The organism is Paenibacillus sp. FSL K6-2393, assembly GCF_038002545.1.
Classification (GTDB): domain Bacteria; phylum Bacillota; class Bacilli; order Paenibacillales; family Paenibacillaceae; genus Paenibacillus.
In genome coordinates this window covers 3,747,242-3,772,940 of record NZ_JBBOCU010000001.1, presented here as the reverse complement: position 1 = coordinate 3,772,940, position 25,699 = coordinate 3,747,242, and the positions used below count along the sequence as shown (strand labels likewise).

The window sequence follows — 25,699 nt, the reverse complement described above, 5'->3', positions numbered from 1 at the left end:
CAATGTAATTAAGCTTGATACAATAGGATAACAGCTGATGAACATTAAATATCAAGTGGGGTGATCCAGATTGCAGCAAAAGAGTGAACGTTTGAATGTTTGGTTGGCTTTCTCTAACATTCATACCCATCTGAACGAGAAGCTGGAACAAGCTCTGCTTCAACAATATGACTTATCTTTGAAGGAATTTTATGTGTTAAACTTCATATATAATGCGGAGGGTAAGGAATTACGCCTACAGCAACTTCAAGAACTAGTGGGGTTGAGCCAAAGTGCTACTTCCAGGCTCGTCGTTAGGATGGAAGCCAAAGACTGTGGGGCTCTGGAAAGACATGCATGTGAAGATGACCGGCGTGGCATTTACACTCGTATTACGGAGCTTGGAGAGAATAAATACAAGAAAGCACTTCAAACGTTTAATCAGGTCTTGCAAACTGAATTGGAACAGGATGGATTTGAGACTCGATTAGAGAACCTCACTAAAGAATTGTTCTAAGGCTAGGGTGAATATAGGGTAATGTAATCATTTACCCTATAAGAAGACTTGACACTCATTAAAATATCCATTAAATTAAATGCATGCGCATGAATTTAATGTGGATGCGGTGATTCATGTATAAAGGGGGTATTTGAACATGAAGGTATTCGTCGTTGGATCAAATGGACAGATTGGTCAACAGCTTATTCATCTTTTGAAGAATAGTGAAGAACACACCGTTCTTGCCATGGTACGAAAACAAGAACAGGTAGATTCATTTGCAGCACAGGGTGTGGAAACGGTGCTTGCCAACTTGGAAGGTAAGGTTGACTCACTTGCAGCTGCTGCAACGGGTTGTGACGCAATTGTATTTGCAGCTGGCTCTGGTGGTACAACGGGATATGATAAAACACTCCTCATTGATCTGGATGGTGCCGGGAAAACTATTGAAGCGGCTCAAAAAGCGGGTATTGATCGATTTATTATGGTGAGTGCGATCCAAGCCAATAATCGTGAGAACTGGCATGATAACACCCTTCCATATTATGCAGCGAAGCACTATGCTGATAAATTGTTAGAGATCAGTGGATTAACATATACCATTATACGTCCAGGGATTCTAATGAATGAACCAGGAACAGGTAAAATTTCTGCTGCCGAGAATATCACAACCGGTAACATTGCTCGTGAAGATGTAGCTCATGTGATTTTGGCCAGTTTGAGTGAGAAGAATACCTACAAGCGTTCATTTGATCTAATCGCTGGTGAGGATACAATATCTGAGGCATTGATTAGGCTTTGATGCAAAACAAAATTTTCGACGATATGAGAAGAGTTAAGAGAGGGCTTTACAATGATTATGTTGATGCTTTTGACCTTCATATTAGGTATCTTCATCGTTGTACGTCAAATTTGGCCATTGCGCAATCTTGAATATATAGATTATGAAGTATTTCTCAGACATGAGCGTGATTTTCGGCAGTATAAAGTGATTGATATTCGAGATGCGACGGATTATATGGCTAATCCTACTCCGGATACGATTAACATCTCATTGGGACGGCTTGCTTTCACATGGGAAAAATACCTTCTTCGAGAAGATAACGTAATTATAATGTCACCTGGTATGCTTCAATCCAAAAAGGCTGTCCGTATTTTGCGAAAGCATGGATTTGAATGTCTTTATGTGATGAAGTAAAAGTTAAATGTGAGTTCTAAATCATACGGAGTTATTAATTGTAGGCATTGATTCGATGCTTGCGCATGCATTTTTATTATACGTGATTCATGAAAAGGGGAGTTTTATTTTGATGACAGATTTGTTTAGTCCATATTCTTTTAAAAGCCTAGAGCTTAAAAACCGTGTCGTAATGGCTCCAATGTGCCAATATTCAGTTGAGCAAAAAGATGGTATTGCAACAGATTGGCATTATATGCACTACGTTAGTCGTGCCGTGGGAGGAACAGGTCTCATTATCATTGAAATGACAGATGTGGAACCGGATGGCCGGATCTCAGATTATGATCTTGGACTGTGGTCGGATGAACAGATCCCAGCTCTGAAGCGGATCGTCGATGCGTGTCACAGTTATGGTGCCAAGGTCGGTATTCAGATTGCTCATGCGGGCCGCAAAGCAGAAGATGCCGAAGTTCCAGTTGCTCCATCCGCGATCGCCTTTGATGAGAATTCCAAGCAACCTAGAGCGCTCACAACGGATGAAGTTAAAGGAATGGTTGAAAAATTCCGGAGTGCTGTAGCTCGTGCTGTAAAAGCGGGCTTTGATACAATTGAGATTCATGGTGCACATGGTTACTTAATTCATCAATTCCATTCTCCACTAACAAACAAGCGAGAAGATGAATATGGTCAAGATTTAACTTTATTCGGCCGGGAGATTATTCAGGCTGCGAAGGCAGAGATGCCCGAGGATATGCCCTTGATGATGCGTATTTCAGCCAAAGAATATGTAGAAGGTGGTTATGGCATTAACGAAAGTTCCGAGTTTGCCAAAGCATATAAACAGGCAGGCGTTGACGTATTTGACATCTCATCTGGTGGCGAGGGACCTATTGCTGCATGGGGCAGACCAGGAACTCACGCGGCTTATCAAGTACCTCTCGCTAAAGCAATCAAAGAGGCTCTTGATGTGCCTGTGATTGCTGTTGGAAGACTCGATGATCCTACGTTGGCAAATGCAGTCATCGGCAATGAAGAAGCTGATCTCGTTGCAGTTGGCAGAGGTCTGTTAAGAAATCCTTACTGGGCCTTGGAAGCTGCGACTGCTTTGCGCAAGACAACGGAAGTTCCAAAACAATATACGACTGGTTTTTAATTATTGATAATTTAACGATTAATGATCTTCATTAATACATGAATAAGAAAGGACTCCTCTGACAAAACAGAAGGAGTCCTTTCTGCGGTTAACCCAAGCAAGATGAAGGAACGATACTAACCAGTAACCAGTCAAGAGATGGTAGTCGTTTCATCGGCTCTGCCTCTCAAGCGTTTAATATCTTCTCTGGGCGGATATCCGAACATACGAGAATATTCACGACTGAATTGGGAAGGACTCTCGTAACCTACCTGAAATGCTACATCTGCTGCATCGGTGGACTTGGATAATAACAAGCGCCGAGCTTCTTGCAGTCTCAGTTGTTTTTGAAACTGAATCGGACTCATAGCAGTCACTTCTTTAAAGTGTCTGTGCAGCGAAGCAGTACTCATATTCGCCAAATCCGCCAGATCCTCAACCCGAAAATTCTTATCAGAGTGATTCATAATATATTCAATAACGTCTCTGATTCGATAGGTGTGGCTTCCCTCCATGGTAGCTTGTTCCAGGGCAATCCCATGTGGGCCTTTCAGAACTTTATAGAGAATCTCCTTTTTGAACAAAGGAGCGAGTAGTGGGATATCTTCCGAATGATCTTCCAACAAACGGGCTAACCTGACGACTGCATCCAGCAAAGACGGCTCAGCTTGGCTGACAAACATCGCACGTCTCGTCGTTTTCCGCGGTCTTGCCGGGAAATCAGAATGGTTCAATACTTCCAGAATCTCACTGGATGTGAATTCAAGTTTCAGGGCCAGATAGGGAGCCTCAGACGAGGCTTGAATCACTTGTCCACTAACCGGCAAGTCAACGGTTGCCACGATATAACTTCCTGGACCATATCGGAAACGATCCTGTCCCAGCAGGACCTCTTTCTCACCCTGTACGATAATGCAAAAGGATGGTTCATTCACTCTAAATATAGGTTCAGTAACAACGGATTCGCGGATTAAAAATAATGAGGGGATAGCCGTAGGGTGCACCCCGTCCTTGTCAGACAAACGGTCAATGAGTGTGGCTAATTCGTTTTGTTGTTCGTGTATTTGATCAGACATACGTAGTTCTCCTTTTTCGACACAACATAATAAGTTACATTCTATCGTATATAGACCCTGGGCGGTAGAAAACGGATAGGAATAGGCAAACATTTGATGTGAATGGATAAGACATGCTGATTGTTGGTTACATATTCACAAGTACACAGGTCATGATATACAACAAGTACAGAAGATATACACTTACGGATCAGCTAATACATGATCAGATGAGAATGAAAAGAGGTATCTGCATCTTTTATTTACTGATCGTTCCCGATGTGTTAGATTGATTTTAGGAGGGAAGTCGAATGGCTAGAAGTAAAGAGTTTGAAGTGAACGAAGTGTTGGATAAAGCAATGAAGATCTTCTGGGAACAAGGTTACGAGAAAACGTCGATGAGTGACCTGGTTGAGCATATGGGAATTCATCGCAGAAGTATATATGATACATTTGACGACAAACATTCGCTGTTCTTGCAGGCAATGGATCGTTACAGCGGTAAGGTCAGCACCACATTACTTGCAGAAATCAAGGCATCCAAGACGGCAGTGGAAGCACTGCATAAAATTTTCGATGTTATGATCAGTGAAGCAGAGGATACACCATCGGGTTGCTTGATCGTGAACTCGGCGGTAGAGTTAGGCACACGTGATCCGGACGTGGACATCCGATCTCTTGAATCTTTTAGCGAAGCTGAGCGAATGTTCGAGCAGATTATTCAATGGGGACAGCGGGAGGGAGAATTCTCCTCTGATCATGATGCGAAGGAAATGGCAGAGTACCTGCACAATATTTCCGTTGGCATCAGAGCCATGGCGAGAACCTCGACCGATAAGGAAAAATTAAACCGGATTATCGGTGTATCGATGAAAATTTTGGAGAAAAGATGAGCAGAGACGTACCCATAAAAGTAGCTTGAAATCCGTTAGAGGACTTCAAGCTCCTTTTTTTTGCGCTAATTTTAGAAAAGAGAAAGCTTAAACCATCAATTGGTGATGGCATTTTCTATCGGTTTAATTTTATGAATCTCTTCGGTCCCAGCCTCCAAAGCTGTTTCATAGTAGGAGCGTTTGTGCTCGATGACTTCCATGGTTCTTCTTAGTTCCTCCATTTGTGCTTCCACAATAGCTTTTCGCTCCGTAAACATGTCATATCTTTGCTTCAGTGTGGAGTCCCCTTCAGAGCACCATACAATGAAGTCCTTAATGTCTTTAATAGGCATCCCGGTCAGCTTCAGACATTGAATGATCTTTAGAAAGTCGATGTCTGAATCTTTGAACAACCGTGTTCCGCTCGTAGTACGTTCTACAAAAGGCATGAGTCCTTCCTTATCATAGTAACGCAATGTATATACCGTAAGGTCTAATTTTTTGGCAACTTCACCGATTGAATAGGGCATTTAGAATGAATTCCTTTCTACTTGGGGTAGACCTCGAGTTAACTCTAGGATTGATCCGAGTGAATTCTAACATGTTGGATAACTGGATGTCAAAGTACGTTGGAGATAAAAAAATAAGATAAACATTTGACCTAGAGTTAACTAGAGGGGGTAAGATAACTTTGAACTTTAAATTACTAGGAGGTTATCCCATTGATTATAGCTAAAGCCAGAGCCGTTGACGGACCAGACCAACAATTCAGAAGTGCTGAAATTAAACGACGTGATCTGGATACCAATGATGTATTAATCGAGATTAAATATGCCGGTATCTGCCATTCAGACATCCATACTGCCCACGGTGAATGGGGTCCTGTGAATTATCCACTCGTTCCTGGACACGAAATTGCCGGGATTGTAACGGATGTAGGAACCGGAGTATCCAAATACAAGGTCGGTGACCGAGTAGGGGTCGGATGTATGGTGGACTCTTGTGGTGAATGCGTTAACTGTCGCAAAGGTGAAGAGCAATACTGTCTCAAAGGAAATATTCAAACTTACGCTGGAGTAGACAAATACGGTGAGCCTACGCAAGGTGGATATTCAACTCATATTGTTGTCGTAGAGGATTTCGTCGTTCGCATCCCTGATAACATTGCACTTGATGCTGCTGCACCTTTGCTGTGTGCCGGTATTACGACGTATTCACCACTTCATCACTGGGGAGCTGGCCCAGGTAAGAAGGTTGCCGTTGTAGGTATGGGTGGTCTTGGTCATATGGCTGTCAAAATTGCACATGCGATGGGTGCCGAAGTAACGGTTCTCTCCCAATCCTTGAGCAAAAAAGAAGATGGACTGCAATTTGGTGCAGATCACTACTTTGCCACAAGTGAACCGGAAACATTCGAGAAACTTGCAGGCACATTTGATCTGATGATTAACACAGTAAGTGCGAATATTGACATTAACGCTTATTTCTCATTGCTCACGCTGGATGGTACACTCGTGAACGTGGGTGCTCCTGCAGAGCCTTTAGCTGTTAATGTATTTTCTCTTATTGGTCATCGCCGTTCATTCGCAGGATCCATGATTGGTGGCATTCGTGAGACGCAGGAAATGCTCGATTTCTGTGCAGAACATGATATTGCGCCTAACATTGAGGTCATCTCCGCTAACCAGATTGACGAAGCTTACAAGCGTGTACTGGCTTCCGACGTGAAATATCGCTTTGTTATTGATATTAGCACCATGTAAGTGTGAGTGTGCTAGTTAAAAGATAGAAGTAAGCAGCTGCCGATAAGGTCAGCTGCTTTTCTGTTTTGTTAATTGTAGGGGCGCTTTATAGCTCGCCTTCTTGGTGAAAGTTCATATTTAATCTTAACAATTCTTTTAAAATTATATTTATAAGCAGAAAAAGAGCCGCAACGGCGGCTCAAATAGATTAAAAATTAAGATGTAATAAAGGCTTAATATGATCAGTAGCTGCATTAAATTTATCAGAAAATTCCTTGGAATTCTGGTACTCTATTGGCAAGTCATTCAGGAATAATTTGATCTGTTTGACCACTTTTATAAGTACTTCAGAATCTGCACGATTACCTTTTAATTGATCCTTTACAAGATAACCATATTCATTTCTAAATATTAAAAAGTCATTGATAAGAAGATTTAGTTCAGAGAAGTTTTTAGCATTTTCTTTTAGAAGAGTTAATCGGTCATTCACTAAAATAATGGAAGCATAAACATCAAACATTTGCTCAATTTCTCCATTAGACTCTACCTCACTGGTTTGAGAAAGTGTATCATACAATTTCTGAACTCTCGAAACAAAACCAGTATAATAATTCGAATTAACCTCATTTTCTTTCTTGATGATTGAGTTCTCAATTAAAACAAAAGTTGAAGCAATAATCAATAAAACGACAACGATAACGATGATTTTAGAATCTTTTTTCTTCATCGTGCAACGTTGATTTGATTTTCGTTTGCAACAGTGAAGTGAAATTCTGCAGCTACGAGAATTAATAGTTCTTTCAATGAAATTAAAACTGTCTTTTTCTGCAATTAAAATAAACCCCCATAATGTTTTGTTATGTAAACAACATTAGAAATATTATCATAAAAAAAGGGAATAGATCCATCTGTACAATTTACCAAGTAAGTTATACATGTTTAAAACAGGACGTTAAACTAACGGGCAGAATATCGCAACGAACAGAAGATACCTGCGTCTAATAACAAGTTGGAAAAATATGAAAGGAGTGGAATGAGAAAGATGACAGCATCATTTTCACATCAGCCTGAAGGGTACGAATGTCCATTTTGTCGTATTTGGGGTATCGAGCGACCTGATCAGGGAACTAAACAAAGGGATATCATCTATCAGAATGAAAAGGTAACGGCATTTATAGCAGGCAAATGGTGGCCAAACAATAAAGGACATGTTCTTATTATTCCGAATCAACATTTCGAAAACATCTTTGAACTCCCCGCGGAATACGCTGTTGAAATTCACCGCGCGGCTCAGCTTACAGCATTTGCAATGAAAAGTACATATGGATGTGATGGGATTTCGACACGGCAACATAATGAACCTGCTGGCAATCAAGACGTGTGGCATTATCATCTGCATGTTTATCCTAGATACGTGAATGATCAACTGTATCTGTCAAATGGTTCTCAGTCCGATCCAGATGAACGCGCTTTCTATGCGAATAAGTTGCGTTCTTGGATAAAGGAAAACATTTAAAGTCTAGCAGGCTGCTCATTTTTTGTTGAGTTATCGGGCAGATAAGGGTTTTTGAATTTGATATTCATGATAGAATGAGTTTGAATGGGGCAAATTAAATAGTATATTTCATGATATAGGGGGAACCAATGGAGACCTTTGCAGAATTTATAGCACGCATCGATAACCCGGAACACCAGGCACGAACGGAAGAAGTCTTGAACTGGGTCACTGAAAAATTCCCGAATTTAAAACAAAAAATAGCCTGGAACCAACCGATGTTTACCGACCATGAGACCTTCATCATTGGTTTTAGTGTATCCAAGCAACATTTGGCTGTTGCTCCCGAGAAGGCAGGAATTAATCGTTTTTCGGAAGAGATCACGCAGGCGGGTTACGATCATACCAAAGAATTGATACGGATGAAGTGGAAACAGGAGATTGATTTTGAGTTACTTGAGAGAATGATTGAGTTCAATATAGCGGATAAGGCAGAATGTTCAACATTTTGGCGTAAATAAATCGCGATAAAAAGAAGACCCCAACTTCCGGATACGGAAAGATGAGGTCTTCTATATTTTAAGCAAAAGCGATTATTGAGCACCTACAACAGGGTGAGGTACATAGGGCTCTTCAAGGAACGTAACATCTTCTGAGGTCAGATTAACGGAAAGAGCGCCTACCGCATTTTCCAAATGCGATATTTTGGTGGCACCGATAATTGGAGCCGCTACAGTGTCTTTTTGTAGCAACCACGCAAGTGCAATGTGTGTGCGAGGGACACCGTATTTTTCTGCAATGGATGCAACTCGTTCAACAACAAGTCGATCTGCATCACTGGTCGCATTGTACTTGGATTTCTGAATTTGGTCTGTCTCGGATCGAAGCGTGGATACGGACCAGTCACGGGTTAATCTGCCTGAAGCAAGAGGACTGTAGGGAGTTACACCAATCTTTTCTTCCTTGCATAAAGGCAACATTTCACGTTCCTCTTCACGGTAGATGAGGTTCAAGTGGTTTTGCATGGAGACAAACTTGGTCCAACCGTGTTTCTCTGCTACATGTAATGCTTTTTGGAACTGCCATGCAAACATGGCTGAAGCGCCAATATATCTCACTTTACCCGACTTCACCACATCATGTAAGGCTTCCATGGTTTCTTCAATAGGCGTATTGTAGTCCCAACGATGAATGATATAGAGATCCACATAATCGGTTTCCAATCGTTTAAGGCTTTTATCAATCTCACTCAGGATGGCTTTTCTGGAAAGGCCAGAACCGTTGGGTCCTTTATGCATTTGTCCGTGTACTTTGGTAGCAATGACAACCTCATCCCGATTTGCATAATCTTTTAACGCCCGACCAAGATACTCCTCGCTTGTACCCAGAGAATATATATTCGCTGTATCAAAGAAATTAATGCCTAGATCCAACGCTTTTTTGATCACGGGGCGAGAATTTTCTTCATTCAATACCCATTCATGAACCCATTTACTGGCGTCCCCAAATCCCATACATCCCAAGCAAAATCGAGATACGTCCAAGCCTGTGTTACCAAGTTTCGTATATTCCATGTTATGTTCAAATCCTTTCTAATGTTTATTATTGCCACCTGTATGGTGATCTATTTACACATTATTATGTCATAACGAATGAACCAGCGTGTACCACATTTCTATCAAAGTTTTGCCTAATCCTATCAGAATCCAATCCTAGAATCTGTTAGATAGAGGACATAAAAAAAGATGCCCCCAGTGTAGCTCAAGGGACATCTATTTAATATAAATTATTTTTCAACTCAGACAGAACAGAAAAAAAGCATTGAACGTGAAAAAAAGCCATGATATAATCTATAGCGCAATTGACAATTCTATTGAATATAAAGGGTGAATCATTATTTCTCCTAATTTAATTTTACATCCGACATTCCGATTTGTCAATGCTCTTTTTTTAGTCCTAATAAATGGAAAAGGGAGTGGACTTATTCATGGATAAAACAAACGATTGGAAGTTGGAAGAGGAAAGATTAGTACAGGTGAGGAACAAGCTTCAGGCAAGACTCGACGAGTTAGAACCGAAGGTTGCCGGACTGCATGAACAGGCTGCCGAAATTCGTAAACGGTTCTGGGAAGAAGTGACGATCAATACGAGTTCGTACAGTGATTTTGAAGATGCATTCTATACCATTAATCAGCAGTCCAGAGTGTTGGCCGAGAGGGAGCGCGGGCACAAGCTGTTAACACAACAATGGAAAAATACAAAGAGACTGCTTCCAACGCCGTATTTTGGCCGTTTCGACTATAAGGAAAAAGGCATGACATTGACTGAACAGATCTACATCGGCGTATCATCCTTCATGGATGAAGATGGATTGAACTTTCTAATCTATGACTGGCGTACGCCAATTGCGAGTCTGTACTATGACCACTCTCCTGGGCCAGCAAGTTATGACACACCTTCAGGACGAATTGAAGGAAAGATGGAGCTCAAGCGTCAATTCCAGATTCAACAGGGGAAGCTTCATAGCATGTTTGATTCAACTGAGACGATTGGTGACGAATTGTTGCAGCAAGTGCTCGCCAAGGGTGCAGACTCACAAATGAAGAGCATTGTAGCAACGATCCAGAAGGAACAAAACGCCATTATTCGTGATGACCGAAGCCGAATGCTTATCGTTCAAGGGGCAGCTGGCAGTGGCAAGACGTCCGCTGCGTTACAGCGAGTGGCCTACTTACTATACAAACACCGCCAGACCGTCAAAGCAGATCAGATTGTACTTTTCTCCCCGAATCCGATGTTTACCAGTTATACTTCCACCGTGCTCCCGGAACTTGGCGAAGAAAATATGCAGCAGACGACTTTCCAGGAATATCTGAATTATTGGCTGGATTCCTCCTTACGACCAGAGGATGCCTTTGATCAGATTGAATATGTGCTGACAGCCCAAGAAGATCCGGGATATGAAGCTCGTCTGGAGGCGATTAAGTACAAAGCTTCCGAGACATTCCTGCAAGTGCTCCAAAACTACGGTAAGTGGCTGGGGCGGAAGGGCATGCGGTTCAACGGCATTCAATTTCGGGGACGTGAATTTATCACTGCGGACCGAATTAAGACTCAATTTTACAGTTTGGATCAAAATCTTACCATGTCCAACCGTATTCTTCTTTTGCAGGAATGGTTGCTGAGAGAACTCGTTTCTCTGGAACGTCTGGAACGGGAAGCAGACTGGGTTCTGGAGGAGTTGAATTATCTGGACACAGAAGAGTACGCGGAAGCTTTCCGCATGTTGCATAAAGAAAAGCCTGTGTTTGATGTGGCGGAAAAATACGCAGCACGAGATAACGGGAATAACAAGGCAGTGCAAGATGAGGGTGCCTTTAACTTTGCAGTGCAGGAAGAGGAGTTGCTTCGTCAGAAACTGGTGAAAGACATGTTTAAACCTTTAAGAAAGAGTGTGCGGAAATTCCAGTTCGTGGATGTGAAAGGCATATACGAACAACTATTTGTAGATGAAGCCGCTTATCGAGAACAAACGAATGGGGCAATCCCCCCACAGCACTGGCCTGAGATTTGTAAACAGACCAAGGCCATGATCCTTCAGAACAAGCTGTTCCATGAGGATGCTACTCCGTATTTATATGTAAAAGAGATGATCGAAGGCGTCCGGACGAACACAGAGATTCGTTATGTCTTTGTTGATGAAGGCCAGGATTATTCGGCGTTTCAATATGAATATCTTAAAAAGCTGTTTCCTCGTGCCCGCATGACGGTGCTGGGGGATTTCGGGCAAGCGATCTTTATGCAGGCTACGGATTTGGCAGCATCCAACTCGCCACTGGTTCACCTTTACGGAGAAGGCGAAACTACATTGATACGCCTTGTACGCAGTTATCGTTCAACCAAAGAGATTGTTGAATTCACGAGACAGATGTTACCAGGGGGAGAAGAGATAAGACCGTTTGAAAGGGGAGATCAGAAGCCTCTTTTAACAAAATTGAAGGACGAAAATCTGCGTGGTACACAGATTCTCGCAGACATCGCCGCGCTTAAGGCGGAGGGGTTTGATTCCATCGCTGTGATTACGAAAACCGCGGCTGAAAGTCGTGATGCCTATGAAAGGTTGCAAAGTCAAGGCGGCGAAGGGATACAACTCATAACCAAGGACACACAGATTTTTGAAAAAGGAATCATGGTTATTCCTGTGTATCTCGCCAAAGGCGTTGAGTTCGATGCTGTCCTGATCTATGATGCTTCACCCGTTGCTTACAGCCAGGAATATGATCGCAAGCTTCTGTATACGGCATGCACACGGGCCATGCACCGACTTCATCTATATACAGTGAGTGACTGGTCACCATTTGTGCAGGCGTTACCTGCGAATCTGTATGACATAAAATCATAATCCATATGTAAATCCGTTCTCAATGAAGGACCAAAGAAAGATGCTCGGAGCCTTATTTCAAAGGTTATCGGGCATCTTCTTTTTATAAAGACATGAAACATAAAAGTTATTCTTTACTGATCGTTCCCGATGTGATAGATTGTTATTGAGAGTTATGAGAATGATCATTCCCATAACAGCTCAAAAATGAATACATTCTCAATGAGAGGGAGTAATAATAAATGAATATTTCCAAACAAGTTGCTATAGTAAGTGGGGCTAATCGAGGGTTGGGCAAGGAACTTGCTCTTGAACTGCTGGCGAGGGGAACCAAAGTGTATGCTGGCGCACGAAACCCTGAATCCATTGATCTGCCGGGGGTTATTCCACTGCAACTCGATATTACTGATTCACAATCTGTCATGGCTGCAGCTGAGGTAGCTAGTGATGTAACCCTTCTAATCAATAATGCTGGTTCCGCTACGGGTGCTTCTCTGCTCACGGGTGAGCTGAACGATATTCACTTGGAATTCAATACACATGTATTCGGGACGCTTTCAATGATTCGTGCGTTTGCACCGGTGATAGAGAAGAATGGGGGAGGGTCGATACTGAATATCCTGTCCGCTCTATCTTGGCTCAGCCTTGGTAACTCAGGTGCATATTCAGCTGCAAAATCCGCTCAGTGGGGAATTACGAATGCATTACGTCTGGAATTAGCCCCTAAGAACGTTAGCGTTGCCGGATTGCACGTAGCGTTCATGGATACGGATATGACGGCAGGTATCGACGCACCAAAAACGAGCCCAACGGATATTGCCAAAATTGCAATAGATTCCATCGAAGCGGATCTCTACGAGATTCTTGCTGATGATACCAGTCGGAATGTACAACAGGGTCTTGCTGGTGGTGTTGCAGCCCTTTACCCACAATTGTTTCAAAAATAGAGAGGTGTAGATACATTTTCTCGCTATAAATAAACAACCCCCACCAGATATGGTGGGGGTTGAGTACGTCATGAATACTCCAATTCTATTCCCTCAAGAACGGTGACAATTAAGGTTTAGCCTTTAACTGCACCGGCTGTGAGGCCGCTGACAATATATTTTTGCCCAAATAGATACAGAATGAATACAGGCAACGAAGTGAGCACGAGATTGGCAAAGATCAGGTTCCAGTCCCGGCTATATTTGCCGTAGAAATTGTAGATCGACAGTGGCATCGTCCATGTGGAACTGTCTGTCAGGAAGTATACCGGAATCGTGATGTCATTCCAGACGGACATGAACACCATGATGGCTACCGTTGCGTTAACGGGCAGAATGAGCGGTGTGACGATGCGGAAGAACACCCCGAACACACTTGCTCCTTCCAGAAATGCCACTTCGTCCAGTGCTCGTGGAATGGTTTTGATGAATCCACTATACAAGAATACACTGAAGGCTGTATTTAACGCGGCGTAGATTAGGATAACACTTGTGATGCTGCCGTAGAATCCCAATCCCTGTACAACACGTATGGTCGTAATAATCGACATTGGCGCAATCAATCCCATGAAGAAATACATGTAGATCGTGCCGGATAATTTGGTTTCCCGACGTGCCAGAATGAATGCCGCTGCCGAAGAAGCAACGATATTAATGATGGAAGATACGCCAGTAATCAAAATGCTGTTGAAGAACGCTCGCGACAGTCCACCTTCCTGGAAGACACGAACATAGTTCGAGAACTGCCATGTTTCCGGGAAACTCAGGGAAAAACTGAGCACTTCGGCGCTGGTTTTGAAAGAACCAAAGATCAGAATGACAAGCGGCAACAGAACGATAAGAGAGGCCAGAATCAGGAAACCTTCCACGATATAGTTGCGGATGGCGAGTTTGCGTGTATAGCCCATGTTATTCCGTAACCTCCTTACGCCGCATGAAGATCAATAGCGGTATAGCAATAATGGTAACGACCACGAAGAGAAGTGTGTTGACCGCGGTACCGAGTCCCCAGTTTCCTTCGCCGAAAGATCGCAGAATGATCGTACCTACGACCTGGGAAGCGTTACCCGGGCCACCACCGGTCATGACATATACTTCGGAGAACACTTTGAGTCCACCGATCAATGTCAGCATCAGGTTAATGTTAATCGCGGGCAGCAAGAGTGGGAGTGTGATTTTGAAAAAACTTCTCCACGAACTTGCGCCATCAATCTTGGCGGCTTCGTAATATTCTTGAGAAATGGACTGCAGACCAGCCAGATAGATAGCCATCTGAAACCCGGCGCTCTGCCAGATTGATACGATGGCAATTGTCCAGATAACAATCGATGGGTTAGTAAGCCAAGCTTGGCTTAATGAATGTAACCCTACAGATTCCAACAAATTGTTGATTGTACCTTCGGTACGCAACATGGGAGTGAACAGAATACTGATCACAAGGATGCTGAGAATGGAAGGGGAGTAGAAGATCGCACGCAGCAGGTTCTTTGTTCTTAATCGCATGTTAAGTCCTACAGCCAGCAATAAGCCGATGACATTTTTGCCAACAACGGTGACAATTGCAAATATCGCCGTGTTTTTCAGCGCCAGAATAAGCGTTTTGTCCGAGAAAATTTTCTGGAAATTATCCCACCCAATGAACTTCAGCTCCAGCCGATCCAGCCGCCAATCCGTGAATGAATAATAGAAAGCGGCGAGAGCAGGCACAACGAAAAAGATGGAGTAGATAATCAGTGCGGGAAATATCATATAATACGAGTACAGATTTTTAGTCCTTTTCATGTCTCACACTCCGTTATAACCAGGCAGCATAACGGTCGATCTGTTATGCTGCCTTATATTTCACTCTTTAGAAACCTTCTACACCTTTATCCTGCATTAGCTGACTGAACTTCTCATCCCAGGATTTCAGTACTTCTTCAGGTGACAATCCGCCTGCAAATTGATCCTGCAACAATCGGTACAGTTCGCTGCGATCAACCAGCATGAAAGCATCCGTTGTCAGCACGGTTTTCTTCGGCGTAATATAGTTGTCTACAATATCCTGCTTGTAAGCCGGCAATTCTGGTGTGGTGACGTCACTGAAATTGGATACGTATCCTTTGGAATCGACGATCTGTTGTGCGACATCCTTGGAAGCAATATAGTCCAGGAACTGTTTGGCTTCATCCAGATGTTTGGATTTCTTCGGAATGAACAGTTGTCCGCCCAGTGGACTTGCACCCAGACTGGCATTATCCGACGATGGAATCGGGAATACGCCCAGTTCCATGTTTGGATCCTGCTCGGCAACGCCTTCAATTAACCAATCGCCCATAAACATCATGGCAACTTCCTTGTTCAGGAATTTACCTACGGCCATGTCATAGCTGTCACTAAGCACATCCGTGTTGGTGTACCCTTTGGTGTAAATCTCGTATTGTTGTTCCAGGAATGTTTTGAATTCCGGGATATCAGACCATATTTTCTTATTGCTGTTCAACTCATCAAAAAAAGTCGGTTCATTTTTGGCTACAAAATCGGCAAAAGCTGCAGCAGGCCAGATGTTGGCAGCCCAGGCATCTTTATAAGGCATGAATACAGGTGTAATGCCACTTGCTTTGATTTTTTCACAGATTGCCAGGAATTCTTCGTAGTTGGTTGGAATCGATAACCCGAGTTCTTCAAAGATTTGTTTGTTATAAACGACCCCTTGCATCCCCGTATCTTGGCTGACATGGAAGCTGTAGAGATGACCACCAGAAGAGAGGACGTCTTTGTTCACAATTCTGCTCGCCCAAGGCTCGTTATCCAGAATCTCGAAGTTACGTTCAAGGTTTAGGTCTGTGACTGCGCTCGCCAGATTGTACTGAATAATGTCAGGCGTTTCATCTACAGCCAGTTTGGTTTGCAGTACCGTTGTTGTTTGTTCCGCTGGAATCAGCTGCAAATTGACACGAATGTTCGTTTGTTTTTCGAATGCATCAAGAATGTCCTGCTGGATGAAAGCAGAGTCCTGAGAACTTTTAGAGATGGCCAGCTCCAATGTAACTTTGCCACTCTTGCTGTCCCCGCCAGCAGCTGTGCCGGAATCCGTACCTCCTGATCCACATGCCGTTAATGAGACCGATAATAAACTGGCCAGAATAATAGAAATCGCCTTTTTTCTTTTTATTGTTTTCAATGCAAATCCCCCTCTAAAACGTTTAGTGAATCCGTTTACAAGTCCGATTATAGATTCTTTTCTCGCCCCGGTACATGTCTGTGCTTGAACGTTGATGTGTAAAATCCTGAACTTGAAATCGCTATCATTTCATGAAATACCGTGATAGAGTAGACATGAATGTAAGGGATTTCACATCATGTCAGAACAGGAGGGCATCTCTGAGAATGGCAAAGCTCATACATAAAGCAACTCAATTCAGTTTGCAAACAAAGGTGTTTTTGACATTTCTGGCTCTGCTTTTGTTCGTGCTGGGCTGTTTTATCGTTTATGTGAATGTGATCGTTGTCCGCCCGCTCAAACTGAAAACAGAGCAGGATACGCTCGTTACAGCTACGAAGGTAAGAGAGCAAGTTGATCTCTACGTAGAACAACAGAACCAGATGTCACAGCGAATATTATCCAGCAAAAATATATTTGCAGCCATGGACAAGAGCTCCTCAGCGCATAGTAATTATGAAAGGCTGAAGCAGATTCGGATCATCAAAGACATCATGTTTCAGGCCATCGGGCCGAGTATGAATATCAAGGACATGTCCATCTACGACAATCACGGGGTTCTCCTGACATCATATCTGGGTTCGGACAATCCTCCCGCAATCCTGAACACCATGATGGAGAGTAGTCAGATCGGACGAGATTGGACGGAAAGTGGTTTTGTTCTGCTGCGTCAAGACGATACGATCTCCTTTGTGCGCACGATCAATGATCAGAACGGCAAGGTGTACGGTTATCTTAGCATCCAGATGGAACAGGCCTATATACAGAATCTAACGGAGGGTATTACCGCTGGCGATGTCTATATTCTGAATGAACAAGGGGAGCAGATGACGGGCTCGGAAGCGGGTGTGATATTTGCCAATTGGACAAAGCCTTCATCAGACGAGGGACTGGATGTGGACAAAAACGACAATTATATCACGCATTCCACTTCACCCAGTACAGGTTGGATCACGTATATCATAACGCCCAAAAAATCTGTCCTGGGTTCGATCCATTCGGTTCAGACGATGTCCATTCTGCTGATTACAGCACTGATGCTGGTTTCGTTTGTGTATATCTTCCTGTCGACACGTAACCTGCTGCTGCCTATCCGCAAGCTGCGCGGTCAGATCTGGCGCATGAATTACAGCAATATGAATCTGAAAGTGGATGAAACGCCGAAGAATAACGATCTCTTATTGCTGAATGAAGCCTTTCAGGATCTGATGGAGAGGCTGCAGCAATCGATTGACCGGGAAAAGTCGGCGCTTCATGAAGAAGTAAAGGCGCGTAATTCGGCGCTGCAAGCCCAGATTGCACCTCATTTTATTCATAATGTTCTATACCTGATCAGTATTGCCGCCCAAGAGGGGAAGACCAAAGTTGTATCGGATATGTGCAAACATCTTTCGGACAGTCTGCGTTATATTGTCTCTTCACCATACGCGCATGTGACTTTGGCTGAGGAGCTCCAACATACAAGACATTATCTATCCCTTGTACAACAAAAGTACGAAGAGGATCTGGAGTGGGATATCCATGCAGACGAGCTGGCGAACGAAATCCGGTTGCCACGGTTGGTCATTCAGCCGTTTGTGGAAAACTGCATTGAACATGCCTTTGCCAACACCGCGCCGCCTTGGCGTATCCAGATTACCGTGAAGCAATATAACGGATTATGGGCTTTGGAAATTAAGGATAACGGAGAGGGGTTTCCACCGGATAAGATCCAGGAGATTTTAGCCAGTATTCAGGCATCGGATTCCGGAATGAACCAGACGGCCAATCGTGCCACAGCCCTTGGTAACATGGGGATTATCAATAGCGTCAATCGACTCAAACTAATGTATAACAACCGGCTCTTCATTAATATATTTAACAATCATGCGGAAGAGCAACATGGAGCAACGATTCAAATCATCGGCTCACTGACAAAGGATTTTTACTAACTAGGAGGCATAGGCGATGTATAACGTTATGATCGTTGAGGATAGCAAACCGATATTACGTAATATTAAAATGCTCCTGGAAACGCTCAACTTCCCGATTCGTGTAGCGGCTACGGCAACGAATGGAGAGGAAGCCTTGGCAGCGTTAAAGCAGGAACCGATTGATCTGCTGTTGACAGATATTCGAATGCCAAAAATGGATGGCCTGTCCCTGATTGAGCAAGCCAAGCTTGCCAACCCGGATCTGAAGGTCATTCTAATTAGTGGGTACAGCGATTTTGAATACACAAGAAAAGCATTGAACCTGCAAGTGTTTGACTATTTGTTAAAACCTGTCGAGCGAGAGGCGCTTGAAGAAGTCATGGGTCGGGTAATTGACCAACTTGATCAACAGATGTCCAAGGAACTGCTGGATTTGCAGGAAATCATTCATCCCCAATGTGAGACTACGCCGAAACAGGGGGAGGAGTTTCCGCCTTTATTCAGCCAGATGATGATCATTATGAGCAAACAGCCTTTTACCGCAGGGCATGAACGATGGGTGGAGGTGGAACTTGAGGGTATAGTGCAGGATTTTTTTGCATTCCATCCTTGTCGTGTGTACACCAGTCAAACCCCATATCAATTTGTTGCTTTTGTTAACAAGAGTGCACTTGAGGTGTACTCTTCCGTACATGAATGTCTTGAATCGTTGCGACGGCATTTGGTTGCGCATGACATCGATGCAATCATTGGAGGACAACTTCTATTCGCTGAGTCTGGTAATCTGCCGGAGCTCTATCACCGCATGTCGTCCATTTTGTCTGAGCAGCAACGGTTGAAACAAGGAATAGTGCTGGATACCGGGAATCCGGTGTCGATGGCCAGATCTGAGACAGGCTGTCTGGATCCCGTGCAGGAATCTGCTTTTGTACAGATGATACAGGCTCGGCAGAAAGAACGATTTGCTCTTAAATTATCCGAATTGCTGAATCGATGGGCAGAGGAAAATGTACATATGACCGAGGTGGAGCGGTTTATCGGATTGATTGTAGACACGTTTGCACATCTATACGAGGAACAGGGCTCGGGCATGAGATTGGGGCTGGAGCTTCGGTCAAGACAATTCGCTCAGGCACAGTCCTATGCCGATTTTTGCCGGGAACTGACGGAATGGACGGGACAGTGCTTTGATATGCTGCAATCCCACGTTCGAAAAAGCAAGGCGATCCTGTTCGAACAGATTGACGATTACGTAAAACTAAATAAATACTCTCCATTGTCTATCAACGACATTGCCATGAAGTTTCACGTTAGCCCGTCGTACGTCAGCAGAGTGATCAAAAATGCAACGCAAATCACGTTTGTTCAGTATTACACCCAGCTTCGCATTCAGGAAGCCTGCAGACTGATGGAAAGTCAACCGGACATGAAATTTAAGGAAGTATCCGATTTGCTGTCGTTTAGCGATCAGCACTATTTCTCGAAGGTGTTCAAAGAGTATACGGGGCTAAGTCCTACGGATTATAAACAACAGATGTCTGGTATAAAGACCCAATCATAGTTAACAAACCCTTTTTATTTATGTTATAATACTAAACAAATACGGCTTGTTACTGAATTCATTCAGGCAATACCTATGTATATTTACGCTCAAAGTTTCTTTGGGTGTGCATATATATGGGTTTTTTTGCGTTTACTTGCCGATTGATTCTACCAAAAATGGATAAAGAGAGGAAGATTCACTTTGGAAAAGAAAAAGAAAAAAAGGTCATTTTATAGGAAAGGAGGAGCCAGTTTACGATTAATGAGTACTAGACTCATTGCAGCTTTCCTTGCGGTGCTTATTATCCCCACTGCACTTATCGGTTATTTCTCGTATCATAGTGCCAAAGATCAGGTGCAACAAAAAATGACAGAGCCCATCAATACCATATTAACGATGGCAGGACAGCATATTAACAATCTGGTAGGGGAAAAAGCAGCATTATTGAGTTATATAGACAGTATGTATGGCTCCGATCCCAGTCAGGCGAACAACGAAGCACTACAAGTAGGAATCGACCAGTTAGCTGATACATATCCTGATATTCTTGCCATTACCGTAAGCAACGACCAAGGCAGTGTTATATCTTCTCCAGCAGTAGAGGATGCAACATTTGATCCACGCAGCACAGAATGGTACACCAATGGTATAAGTAACAATGGATCACTCTATTTTTCGAGTATTATGAAAGATCCGGTATCCGGGAAGATTTATGTAGAAATTTCAAAGGCTCTTTCAAATCAACAAGGTGTAGCAAGTATTAAACTTGATCTGGAGCGATTAGCAAAAGAAATATCTTATGTGGATGTAGGAGGTAATGGGAGCCTCATTGTGGTTGACTCCAATCGAACCATCGCAGCTTGGTCTGGTGCCATTGTAAAAGGTGGGGGAGGAGAGCTCGGCGGAGCACTCATCGAGGGAATTCCAGTCCATCCAAATACGGCTTCAAGTTCCGATGAACCGATGGCATATTCCCAATTTGTCAGAACGGATCTGGCGTATGATCTGGAGGTATATAACGGTGTTAATGCTTTGACGGGTTGGAATGTCATTGCTTTGATGGGCCATGAAGATTTTATCGCCGCAGCGAAACCCATCATGGTGTCGAGTCTAACGGTCATTGCTGTATCTGTATTGATTGCCGGTGTAATTATTTTCTTCATTCTGAGATCTTTTATTGTACCTATGCAAAAACTGCGAAAGGCCACCCGCAGTGTAAGCGAAGGGAATCTGTCGGAACGAGTGAATCTTAAAACCGAAAACGAATTTGGTATATTGGCAAATGATTTTGACCAAATGACCAGTTCCCTTCAATCGGTGGTTGCTGAACTTCATCAGACGTCATCGTTGTTAAGCCACTCTTCCCAAATGATTCAGGAAAGTACAGAACAAACCACCCAATCGGTTCAACATGTGGCTGAAACCATGCAGCAGACTGCGGAATCAGCTATCGTTGGGGCGGAAAATTCGGAACAAACCGCAAATGCCGTAGAAGAGATGGCGAGAGGCATCAGTACAATTGCAGAATCTGCGAGTGCCATAGTTGATTCGGCTGAAGAGACGGAGCGCGCTGTTGCTAAGGGTGGGAAAACCATAAACCAGGTCGGAGAACAAATGGAACATATTCTCGGAGCTGTTGAAGAAACCTCGGCATTGATTAATGAGCTGTCCAGTCTGTCCGCCGAAGCCAATCGAATGAATGAAGCGATTGCGGATATCTCTCGGCAAACCAACCTTCTATCACTGAATGCCTCTATTGAAGCTTCAAGAGCAGGGGAACACGGTAAAGGTTTTGCTGTCGTTGCTGGTGAGGTGCGCACGCTATCGATGCAATCCAAACAGAGTGCGGACGACATTGGCGCTACCATTGGCAAAATGCTCGATCTGATTGCCAAATCCACATCTCTTATGAATGATAAAGTTCGCAATCAAGTTGGTGAAGGCATGCGGATCAGCCAAGAAGCTTCCGCAACCATATCCAACATTGAACAATATACAACGCATATCGTGGATCAAATTCAGGATATTTCCGCTGTCTCCGAACAGTTGTCAGCCAGCACGGAAGAAGTTTCGGCTACAGTTGCCGCGATGAGTCATATCTCTAAAGTGTCGGCAGATAGCGCTCAGACGACTTCAGCAGCAGCCCAAGAGCAAATGGCGGCAATGGAGGAGATATCTGCATCCTCTGCACAGCTATCCAAAACAGCTGAGAACATGCAAGAGTTGGTTCGCCGATTTAAGCTCTAGAGTAGAAATAAGTAAATGTGTAAAGAGATATGTAAGAGATGTGCAAGGCCTAGAGGCGCTCCCCAAATGGAGCGCCTTTCTGCGCTTAGAGAGACTAGAGAGATTAGTAAGAATGTGAGGCCTCATCCCCGAACATATCCTTTTGATTCTTTTTTCGGAAACTTCGTGGTGATTCACCAACCGTTTTGGTAAATAAAATTGTAAAGTAATTGGGGTTATCGTAACCGACCAGTTTGGCGATTTCCCATATTTTTTTGTTGGTTGATACTAATAATCGGGTAGCTTCCCCCATTCTTCGTTGAATCAGGTAATGATAGGGAGAAGTGCCATAGTGATTTTTATACATATGAATTAAGTAATAAAAATCGATATGAAATTGATCTGCTAATTCTTTAAGTTTAATGTTTTGACGATAGTTGGTATCCAAATAGTCTTTAATGCTCTCAGCAAGGTTGTTACTCCCATTACGCTCCCCAATAGGATGCTGTTGACGGGACTGCCGATCGATGATCAGAAGTATGGCTTTCAGGACATGCCCAGAGATAGATTCATAACCATGTTCCCGGATTGAAAATTCATTGAAGAGAGTCTGCATTAACGAATGGAGCTCATCGGAATATCGGTTTGCTCGAATGATCGGTTTGTTAGAGGGAGGGATGACCCAATCCCCAAGGGTGTGAGTGCCTTCTGTAAAACGAAAGCCGCAATAAAAGGTGGATAACGGGAATTCAGGATTGGACTTTTCCTCGTGAAGAGTACCCTTATTATAAATGAGCATGTCACCTTTTTGAGCCCAGTGTTTGGTGCCGTCAATGGTGAACAATCCTTTGCCTTCAGTTACGTAGATAATCTCATGCAGATCGTCATGTTTATGAGTCGGAAAGCTCCAATGGGGATTGTCGGCCAGTTTGCCTACATAAATAATGGTGCAATCTCGATTTGGATGCAGTTGGACGGGTTCGTGATGTGTATTCATCTATGTCTTCCCTTCAAAATATGTAATGAAAGTCTGTGCTGAAATGACAACATATATAATGTTTTGGAACAAAACCACAACAACCTTGATTGTCGGCATGGCGTATCTGACAGTACAATTTCACTATCCAAAATGTACTATATATCGAAAGTGGAGGGATGGGAAAGCAGAAAATACATGAATTAATGATCGTAGACAGAATTGAAGCGCTTGCAACATTGGAAAGGATTAGTGAGAATTGATTTATGACTAGAAATAGAGAGAACCTGCTTATTTTAACGCTTACGCTTGTTAGCTTTGTACTGGGAACAACCGAGTATGTCATTGTGGGTGTGTTGAAAGAAATTGAAAGTTACATGAAGATATCGCTTGCTGCCGCGGGTATGCTTGTCTCCGGTTTTGCGATTGCATACGCGGTGGGTACACCGTTTGCTGTAGCCTTCTTGGCCAAAATATCCAGAAGAAGTTCCATATTGATTGGATTTGCAATCGTCCTAGCATTAAATCTGTTGACCGTGTTCTCAACAACGTTTTATTCTCTAATGGCCATTCGTATTGTTTCGGCTGTTGCTTGTGGACTTACGATATCACTCTCGATCTCAATCGTAAGTGACGCAGTGAACCGGGAGCGAAGAGGGGAAGCTATTGCCTGGATTTTGGGCGGATTTTCAATTGCAAATGTGCTAGGTGTTCCACTCGGTACATTTATCGGACAACATCTAAGCTGGTCCATGACGTTTGTTGTTACGGCGTGCATAGGTGTTGTACCATTGCTGTTCATGTTCCGTATTCTGCCACGCCAAACAACTACGATTGCCGGTTCGTTCAGTGATCAGATGTCTCTCTTTGTGAAGCCACGCATATTGCTTGCCTGTCTGATCCCTGTACTGGGAAACAGCTGTATTTTCGTCGTTTTTACGTACATTACGCCACTCCTGAGTGAGACGATGGGTGTGCCAGTACAATGGATTAGTGCCATACTCCTGATCTATGGAGCCTGCAGTATCCTGAGTAACTGGATTGGTGCCAAAATAGCCAAGGGTGACTTCCTGCCCAAGCTCAAGCGACTTTTCGTAATTCAAGCCATCATCTTCCTAGGGCTGAGTTTTACCGTTTCCAATCTGTGGATGGGTTTGACATTCCTGTTCCTGGTTGGTTGTCTGTCATCCTCCATGAGCGCGGCATCCCAGTTATATTTGTTTGATGTGTCTGGAACGATCGCGCCGGGGTCAAAAGCATTTGCATCTACACTCCTGCCTGTGGCAGCGAACGTGGGTATAGCGTTAGGCTCCGGCGTTGGGGGAATCGCCGTCAATATGGGTGGTGTCCAGTGGGTGCCTCCAGTTGCTGTGATGCTTGCTTTGCTGGCTTTTGTCGTTACCCTGATATGCCAACGTTCAATCCAAGTGAATACAGACGAAACATCCACAGTAAAAGCCGCTTAGATGAGATGATGTTTAAACTAATCAGATGAATCCATTTTCGTGGTATTCGAAGTACAAACAGAGTCGCTGTTATAGCGGCTTTGTTTGTTTTTTAGTTTTCCAGCATTCGGGATGAAACGTCTTCGCAGATGATAGAGGTAGGATAATGCAATAATTCAGTGAATTTGTATAGGAAGAGATCTGATAAAATGAATGAAAAGCTGGGAGGTAAAGCCATGAAAAATCCGATGATTGGTGTACTGCCTTTATATGATACTGACAAAAAAAGTTACTGGATGCTTCCAGATTATATGAACGCCATAGAGGGAGCAGGTGGAATTCCAATGATGCTGCCTTTGACAACAGATACCGAGATCATAGCAAGGTTGGCTAATGAGTTCGATGGGTTCCTGTTTACCGGGGGACATGATCTCAATCCTGAGCTGTATCATGAGCGTGCGGAGGTTACCTGTGGAGAATTATGTATTGAACGCGATATGATGGAGTCGATATTATTACAAAAGGTAATTGAGCTTGATAAGCCTGCCTTTGGCATATGCCGTGGACTACAGCTATTTAACGTTATTTTGGGTGGAACGTTGTATCAAGACATTCCGACTAGTCTTCAACTTCATGGGAACAAGTTCGTTAATCATAAGCAAAGTCCGCCGTATACGAATCTTGTACATGATGTACATATTGAGAAAAATAATATCCTATACGATATTTTGCTAACAGATACGATAAAAGTGAACAGTTATCACCATCAGGGAATCAAGGTGTTGTCGGATAAGTTAACTGCCGTGGCTGTCGCTGAAGATGGACTCATCGAATCCGTGGTCATGCCAAACCGTTCATTTGTTTTGGCTGTGCAATGGCATCCAGAGTACAGCTACAAAGTAGATGACTATAGTCAAAAGTTATTTGCGGCGTTTGTTAATGCTTCTAAATCCCCGTCCTATACTATCCATATTGAAGACATAACCGCATAAAATGTGAAAAAGAAAAAAGACCTCCTGTTTATAAAAACAGAGGAGGTCTTTGTATTGGTGAATGTAGTCGTGATGAGTAAA

The 25,699-nt window shown here is 43.3% G+C and carries 23 protein-coding genes; 15 read left to right on the top strand and 8 right to left on the bottom strand.

The features are described from left to right. Positions 1-70: 70 nt before the first annotated feature. The 4 genes from MHI14_RS16610 (at position 71) to MHI14_RS16595 (ending at position 2,811) form a co-directional block, all read left to right on the top strand. Positions 71-496, top strand: coding sequence for a MarR family winged helix-turn-helix transcriptional regulator (locus MHI14_RS16610; protein WP_017688556.1), 426 nt, complete (start codon positions 71-73; stop codon positions 494-496). A gap of 139 nt (positions 497-635) precedes the next feature. Next, positions 636-1,280, top strand: a complete 645-nt coding sequence (locus tag MHI14_RS16605) for an SDR family oxidoreductase (RefSeq protein ID WP_341130804.1) — start codon at positions 636-638, stop codon at positions 1,278-1,280. A gap of 51 nt (positions 1,281-1,331) precedes the next feature. Continuing rightward, the gene (locus MHI14_RS16600) at positions 1,332-1,676 is read left to right on the top strand and encodes a rhodanese-like domain-containing protein (protein WP_091030648.1); all 345 of its coding nucleotides are present in this window, start codon (positions 1,332-1,334) and stop codon (positions 1,674-1,676) included. Positions 1,677-1,788: 112 nt separating this feature from the next. After that, complete coding sequence (locus MHI14_RS16595; protein WP_249910734.1) at positions 1,789-2,811, top strand: NADH:flavin oxidoreductase/NADH oxidase; 1,023 nt, start codon at positions 1,789-1,791, stop codon at positions 2,809-2,811. Positions 2,812-2,942: 131 nt separating this feature from the next. Here MHI14_RS16595 and MHI14_RS16590 read toward each other — a convergent pair whose 3' ends face one another. After that, positions 2,943-3,866, bottom strand: coding sequence for an AraC family transcriptional regulator (locus MHI14_RS16590; protein WP_341130803.1), 924 nt, complete (start codon positions 3,864-3,866; stop codon positions 2,943-2,945). A gap of 290 nt (positions 3,867-4,156) precedes the next feature. On the opposite strand from MHI14_RS16590, the gene MHI14_RS16585 reads away from it, so the two are divergent. Next, positions 4,157-4,738 carry a TetR/AcrR family transcriptional regulator gene (locus MHI14_RS16585; protein ID WP_341130802.1) on the top strand — a complete coding sequence of 194 codons (582 nt, stop codon included), beginning with the start codon at positions 4,157-4,159 and terminating at the stop codon, positions 4,736-4,738. Between the two features lie 95 nt (positions 4,739-4,833). Here the strand turns inward: MHI14_RS16585 and MHI14_RS16580 are convergent, their stop codons facing one another. After that, the gene (locus tag MHI14_RS16580) at positions 4,834-5,247 is read right to left on the bottom strand and encodes a MerR family transcriptional regulator (protein WP_133384724.1); all 414 of its coding nucleotides are present in this window, start codon (positions 5,245-5,247) and stop codon (positions 4,834-4,836) included. 192 nt (positions 5,248-5,439) lie between these two features. On the opposite strand from MHI14_RS16580, the gene MHI14_RS16575 reads away from it, so the two are divergent. After that, a complete protein-coding gene (locus tag MHI14_RS16575) occupies positions 5,440-6,480 on the top strand; it encodes an NAD(P)-dependent alcohol dehydrogenase (RefSeq protein WP_341130801.1) in 1,041 nt (346 codons plus the stop codon). Between the two features lie 187 nt (positions 6,481-6,667). Here MHI14_RS16575 and MHI14_RS16570 read toward each other — a convergent pair whose 3' ends face one another. Continuing rightward, positions 6,668-7,186: a hypothetical protein gene (locus tag MHI14_RS16570; RefSeq protein ID WP_341130800.1), complete on the bottom strand. Its 519-nt coding sequence runs from the start codon at positions 7,184-7,186 to the stop codon at positions 6,668-6,670. Between the two features lie 315 nt (positions 7,187-7,501). Here MHI14_RS16570 and MHI14_RS16565 point away from each other — a divergent pair, with 315 nt between their 5' ends. Both MHI14_RS16565 and MHI14_RS16560 read left to right on the top strand, forming a co-directional pair. Beyond that, on the top strand, positions 7,502-7,975 hold the full coding sequence (locus MHI14_RS16565; RefSeq protein WP_341130799.1) for an HIT family protein: 474 nt from the start codon (positions 7,502-7,504) through the stop codon (positions 7,973-7,975). Positions 7,976-8,103: 128 nt separating this feature from the next. Beyond that, on the top strand, positions 8,104-8,475 hold the full coding sequence (locus MHI14_RS16560) for an iron chaperone (protein ID WP_133384726.1): 372 nt from the start codon (positions 8,104-8,106) through the stop codon (positions 8,473-8,475). A 72-nt stretch (positions 8,476-8,547) separates the two neighbouring features. Here the strand turns inward: MHI14_RS16560 and MHI14_RS16555 are convergent, their stop codons facing one another. Further along, a complete protein-coding gene (locus MHI14_RS16555) occupies positions 8,548-9,528 on the bottom strand; it encodes an aldo/keto reductase (protein ID WP_341130798.1) in 981 nt (326 codons plus the stop codon). Between the two features lie 413 nt (positions 9,529-9,941). Between MHI14_RS16555 and helD the strand changes: the two genes are divergently transcribed. Then, positions 9,942-12,356 (top strand): RNA polymerase recycling motor HelD, encoded by a 2,415-nt coding sequence (gene helD / locus MHI14_RS16550; protein ID WP_341130797.1) that lies wholly within the window; start codon positions 9,942-9,944, stop codon positions 12,354-12,356. A gap of 221 nt (positions 12,357-12,577) precedes the next feature. After that, a complete protein-coding gene (locus tag MHI14_RS16545; protein WP_133384730.1) occupies positions 12,578-13,282 on the top strand; it encodes an SDR family oxidoreductase in 705 nt (234 codons plus the stop codon). A 116-nt stretch (positions 13,283-13,398) separates the two neighbouring features. On the opposite strand, the gene MHI14_RS16540 is transcribed toward MHI14_RS16545, so the two are convergent. The 3 genes from MHI14_RS16540 to MHI14_RS16530 form a co-directional block, all read right to left on the bottom strand. Then, positions 13,399-14,229, bottom strand: coding sequence for a carbohydrate ABC transporter permease (locus MHI14_RS16540; RefSeq protein ID WP_017688542.1), 831 nt, complete (start codon positions 14,227-14,229; stop codon positions 13,399-13,401). Between the two features lies 1 nt (position 14,230). Beyond that, positions 14,231-15,103 (bottom strand): carbohydrate ABC transporter permease, encoded by an 873-nt coding sequence (locus tag MHI14_RS16535; protein WP_036670879.1) that lies wholly within the window; start codon positions 15,101-15,103, stop codon positions 14,231-14,233. Between the two features lie 67 nt (positions 15,104-15,170). Beyond that, positions 15,171-16,484 (bottom strand): ABC transporter substrate-binding protein, encoded by a 1,314-nt coding sequence (locus tag MHI14_RS16530; RefSeq protein WP_341130796.1) that lies wholly within the window; start codon positions 16,482-16,484, stop codon positions 15,171-15,173. Positions 16,485-16,690: 206 nt separating this feature from the next. On the opposite strand from MHI14_RS16530, the gene MHI14_RS16525 reads away from it, so the two are divergent. The 3 genes from MHI14_RS16525 (at position 16,691) to MHI14_RS16515 (ending at position 22,226) form a co-directional block, all read left to right on the top strand. Further along, complete coding sequence (locus tag MHI14_RS16525; RefSeq protein ID WP_341130795.1) at positions 16,691-18,454, top strand: sensor histidine kinase; 1,764 nt, start codon at positions 16,691-16,693, stop codon at positions 18,452-18,454. Between the two features lie 16 nt (positions 18,455-18,470). Continuing rightward, on the top strand, positions 18,471-19,997 hold the full coding sequence (locus MHI14_RS16520; protein ID WP_341130794.1) for a response regulator transcription factor: 1,527 nt from the start codon (positions 18,471-18,473) through the stop codon (positions 19,995-19,997). A gap of 243 nt (positions 19,998-20,240) precedes the next feature. After that, complete coding sequence (locus tag MHI14_RS16515) at positions 20,241-22,226, top strand: methyl-accepting chemotaxis protein (protein WP_341130793.1); 1,986 nt, start codon at positions 20,241-20,243, stop codon at positions 22,224-22,226. A gap of 103 nt (positions 22,227-22,329) precedes the next feature. On the opposite strand, the gene MHI14_RS16510 is transcribed toward MHI14_RS16515, so the two are convergent. Further along, positions 22,330-23,202 (bottom strand): helix-turn-helix transcriptional regulator, encoded by an 873-nt coding sequence (locus tag MHI14_RS16510; RefSeq protein ID WP_249910725.1) that lies wholly within the window; start codon positions 23,200-23,202, stop codon positions 22,330-22,332. A 245-nt stretch (positions 23,203-23,447) separates the two neighbouring features. Between MHI14_RS16510 and MHI14_RS16505 the strand changes: the two genes are divergently transcribed. Both MHI14_RS16505 and MHI14_RS16500 read left to right on the top strand, forming a co-directional pair. Beyond that, a complete protein-coding gene (locus tag MHI14_RS16505; RefSeq protein ID WP_341130792.1) occupies positions 23,448-24,647 on the top strand; it encodes an MFS transporter in 1,200 nt (399 codons plus the stop codon). Positions 24,648-24,862: 215 nt separating this feature from the next. Next, positions 24,863-25,618 carry a gamma-glutamyl-gamma-aminobutyrate hydrolase family protein gene (locus MHI14_RS16500; protein WP_341130791.1) on the top strand — a complete coding sequence of 252 codons (756 nt, stop codon included), beginning with the start codon at positions 24,863-24,865 and terminating at the stop codon, positions 25,616-25,618. Positions 25,619-25,699: the final 81 nt, after the last annotated feature.

What these genes read in the sequence shown, in the direction of transcription:
- MHI14_RS16565 (WP_341130799.1), top strand. Translation starts at nt 7,502, where the DNA reads ATGACAGCATCATTTTCACATCAGCCTGAAGGGTACGAATGTCCATTT.
- MHI14_RS16595 (WP_249910734.1), top strand. Translation starts at nt 1,789, where the DNA reads ATGACAGATTTGTTTAGTCCATATTCTTTTAAAAGCCTAGAGCTTAAA.
- MHI14_RS16520 (WP_341130794.1), top strand. Translation starts at nt 18,471, where the DNA reads ATGTATAACGTTATGATCGTTGAGGATAGCAAACCGATATTACGTAAT.
- MHI14_RS16560 (WP_133384726.1), top strand. Translation starts at nt 8,104, where the DNA reads ATGGAGACCTTTGCAGAATTTATAGCACGCATCGATAACCCGGAACAC.
- MHI14_RS16505 (WP_341130792.1), top strand. Translation starts at nt 23,448, where the DNA reads ATGACTAGAAATAGAGAGAACCTGCTTATTTTAACGCTTACGCTTGTT.
- MHI14_RS16515 (WP_341130793.1), top strand. Translation starts at nt 20,241, where the DNA reads ATGAGTACTAGACTCATTGCAGCTTTCCTTGCGGTGCTTATTATCCCC.
- MHI14_RS16600 (WP_091030648.1), top strand. Translation starts at nt 1,332, where the DNA reads ATGATTATGTTGATGCTTTTGACCTTCATATTAGGTATCTTCATCGTT.
- helD (WP_341130797.1), top strand. Translation starts at nt 9,942, where the DNA reads ATGGATAAAACAAACGATTGGAAGTTGGAAGAGGAAAGATTAGTACAG.
- MHI14_RS16500 (WP_341130791.1), top strand. Translation starts at nt 24,863, where the DNA reads ATGAAAAATCCGATGATTGGTGTACTGCCTTTATATGATACTGACAAA.
- MHI14_RS16590 (WP_341130803.1), bottom strand. Translation starts at nt 3,866, where the DNA reads ATGTCTGATCAAATACACGAACAACAAAACGAATTAGCCACACTCATT.
- MHI14_RS16525 (WP_341130795.1), top strand. Translation starts at nt 16,691, where the DNA reads ATGGCAAAGCTCATACATAAAGCAACTCAATTCAGTTTGCAAACAAAG.
- MHI14_RS16585 (WP_341130802.1), top strand. Translation starts at nt 4,157, where the DNA reads ATGGCTAGAAGTAAAGAGTTTGAAGTGAACGAAGTGTTGGATAAAGCA.
- MHI14_RS16535 (WP_036670879.1), bottom strand. Translation starts at nt 15,103, where the DNA reads ATGAAAAGGACTAAAAATCTGTACTCGTATTATATGATATTTCCCGCA.
- MHI14_RS16555 (WP_341130798.1), bottom strand. Translation starts at nt 9,528, where the DNA reads ATGGAATATACGAAACTTGGTAACACAGGCTTGGACGTATCTCGATTT.
- MHI14_RS16510 (WP_249910725.1), bottom strand. Translation starts at nt 23,202, where the DNA reads ATGAATACACATCACGAACCCGTCCAACTGCATCCAAATCGAGATTGC.
- MHI14_RS16540 (WP_017688542.1), bottom strand. Translation starts at nt 14,229, where the DNA reads ATGGGCTATACACGCAAACTCGCCATCCGCAACTATATCGTGGAAGGT.
- MHI14_RS16570 (WP_341130800.1), bottom strand. Translation starts at nt 7,186, where the DNA reads ATGAAGAAAAAAGATTCTAAAATCATCGTTATCGTTGTCGTTTTATTG.
- MHI14_RS16580 (WP_133384724.1), bottom strand. Translation starts at nt 5,247, where the DNA reads ATGCCCTATTCAATCGGTGAAGTTGCCAAAAAATTAGACCTTACGGTA.
- MHI14_RS16545 (WP_133384730.1), top strand. Translation starts at nt 12,578, where the DNA reads ATGAATATTTCCAAACAAGTTGCTATAGTAAGTGGGGCTAATCGAGGG.
- MHI14_RS16605 (WP_341130804.1), top strand. Translation starts at nt 636, where the DNA reads ATGAAGGTATTCGTCGTTGGATCAAATGGACAGATTGGTCAACAGCTT.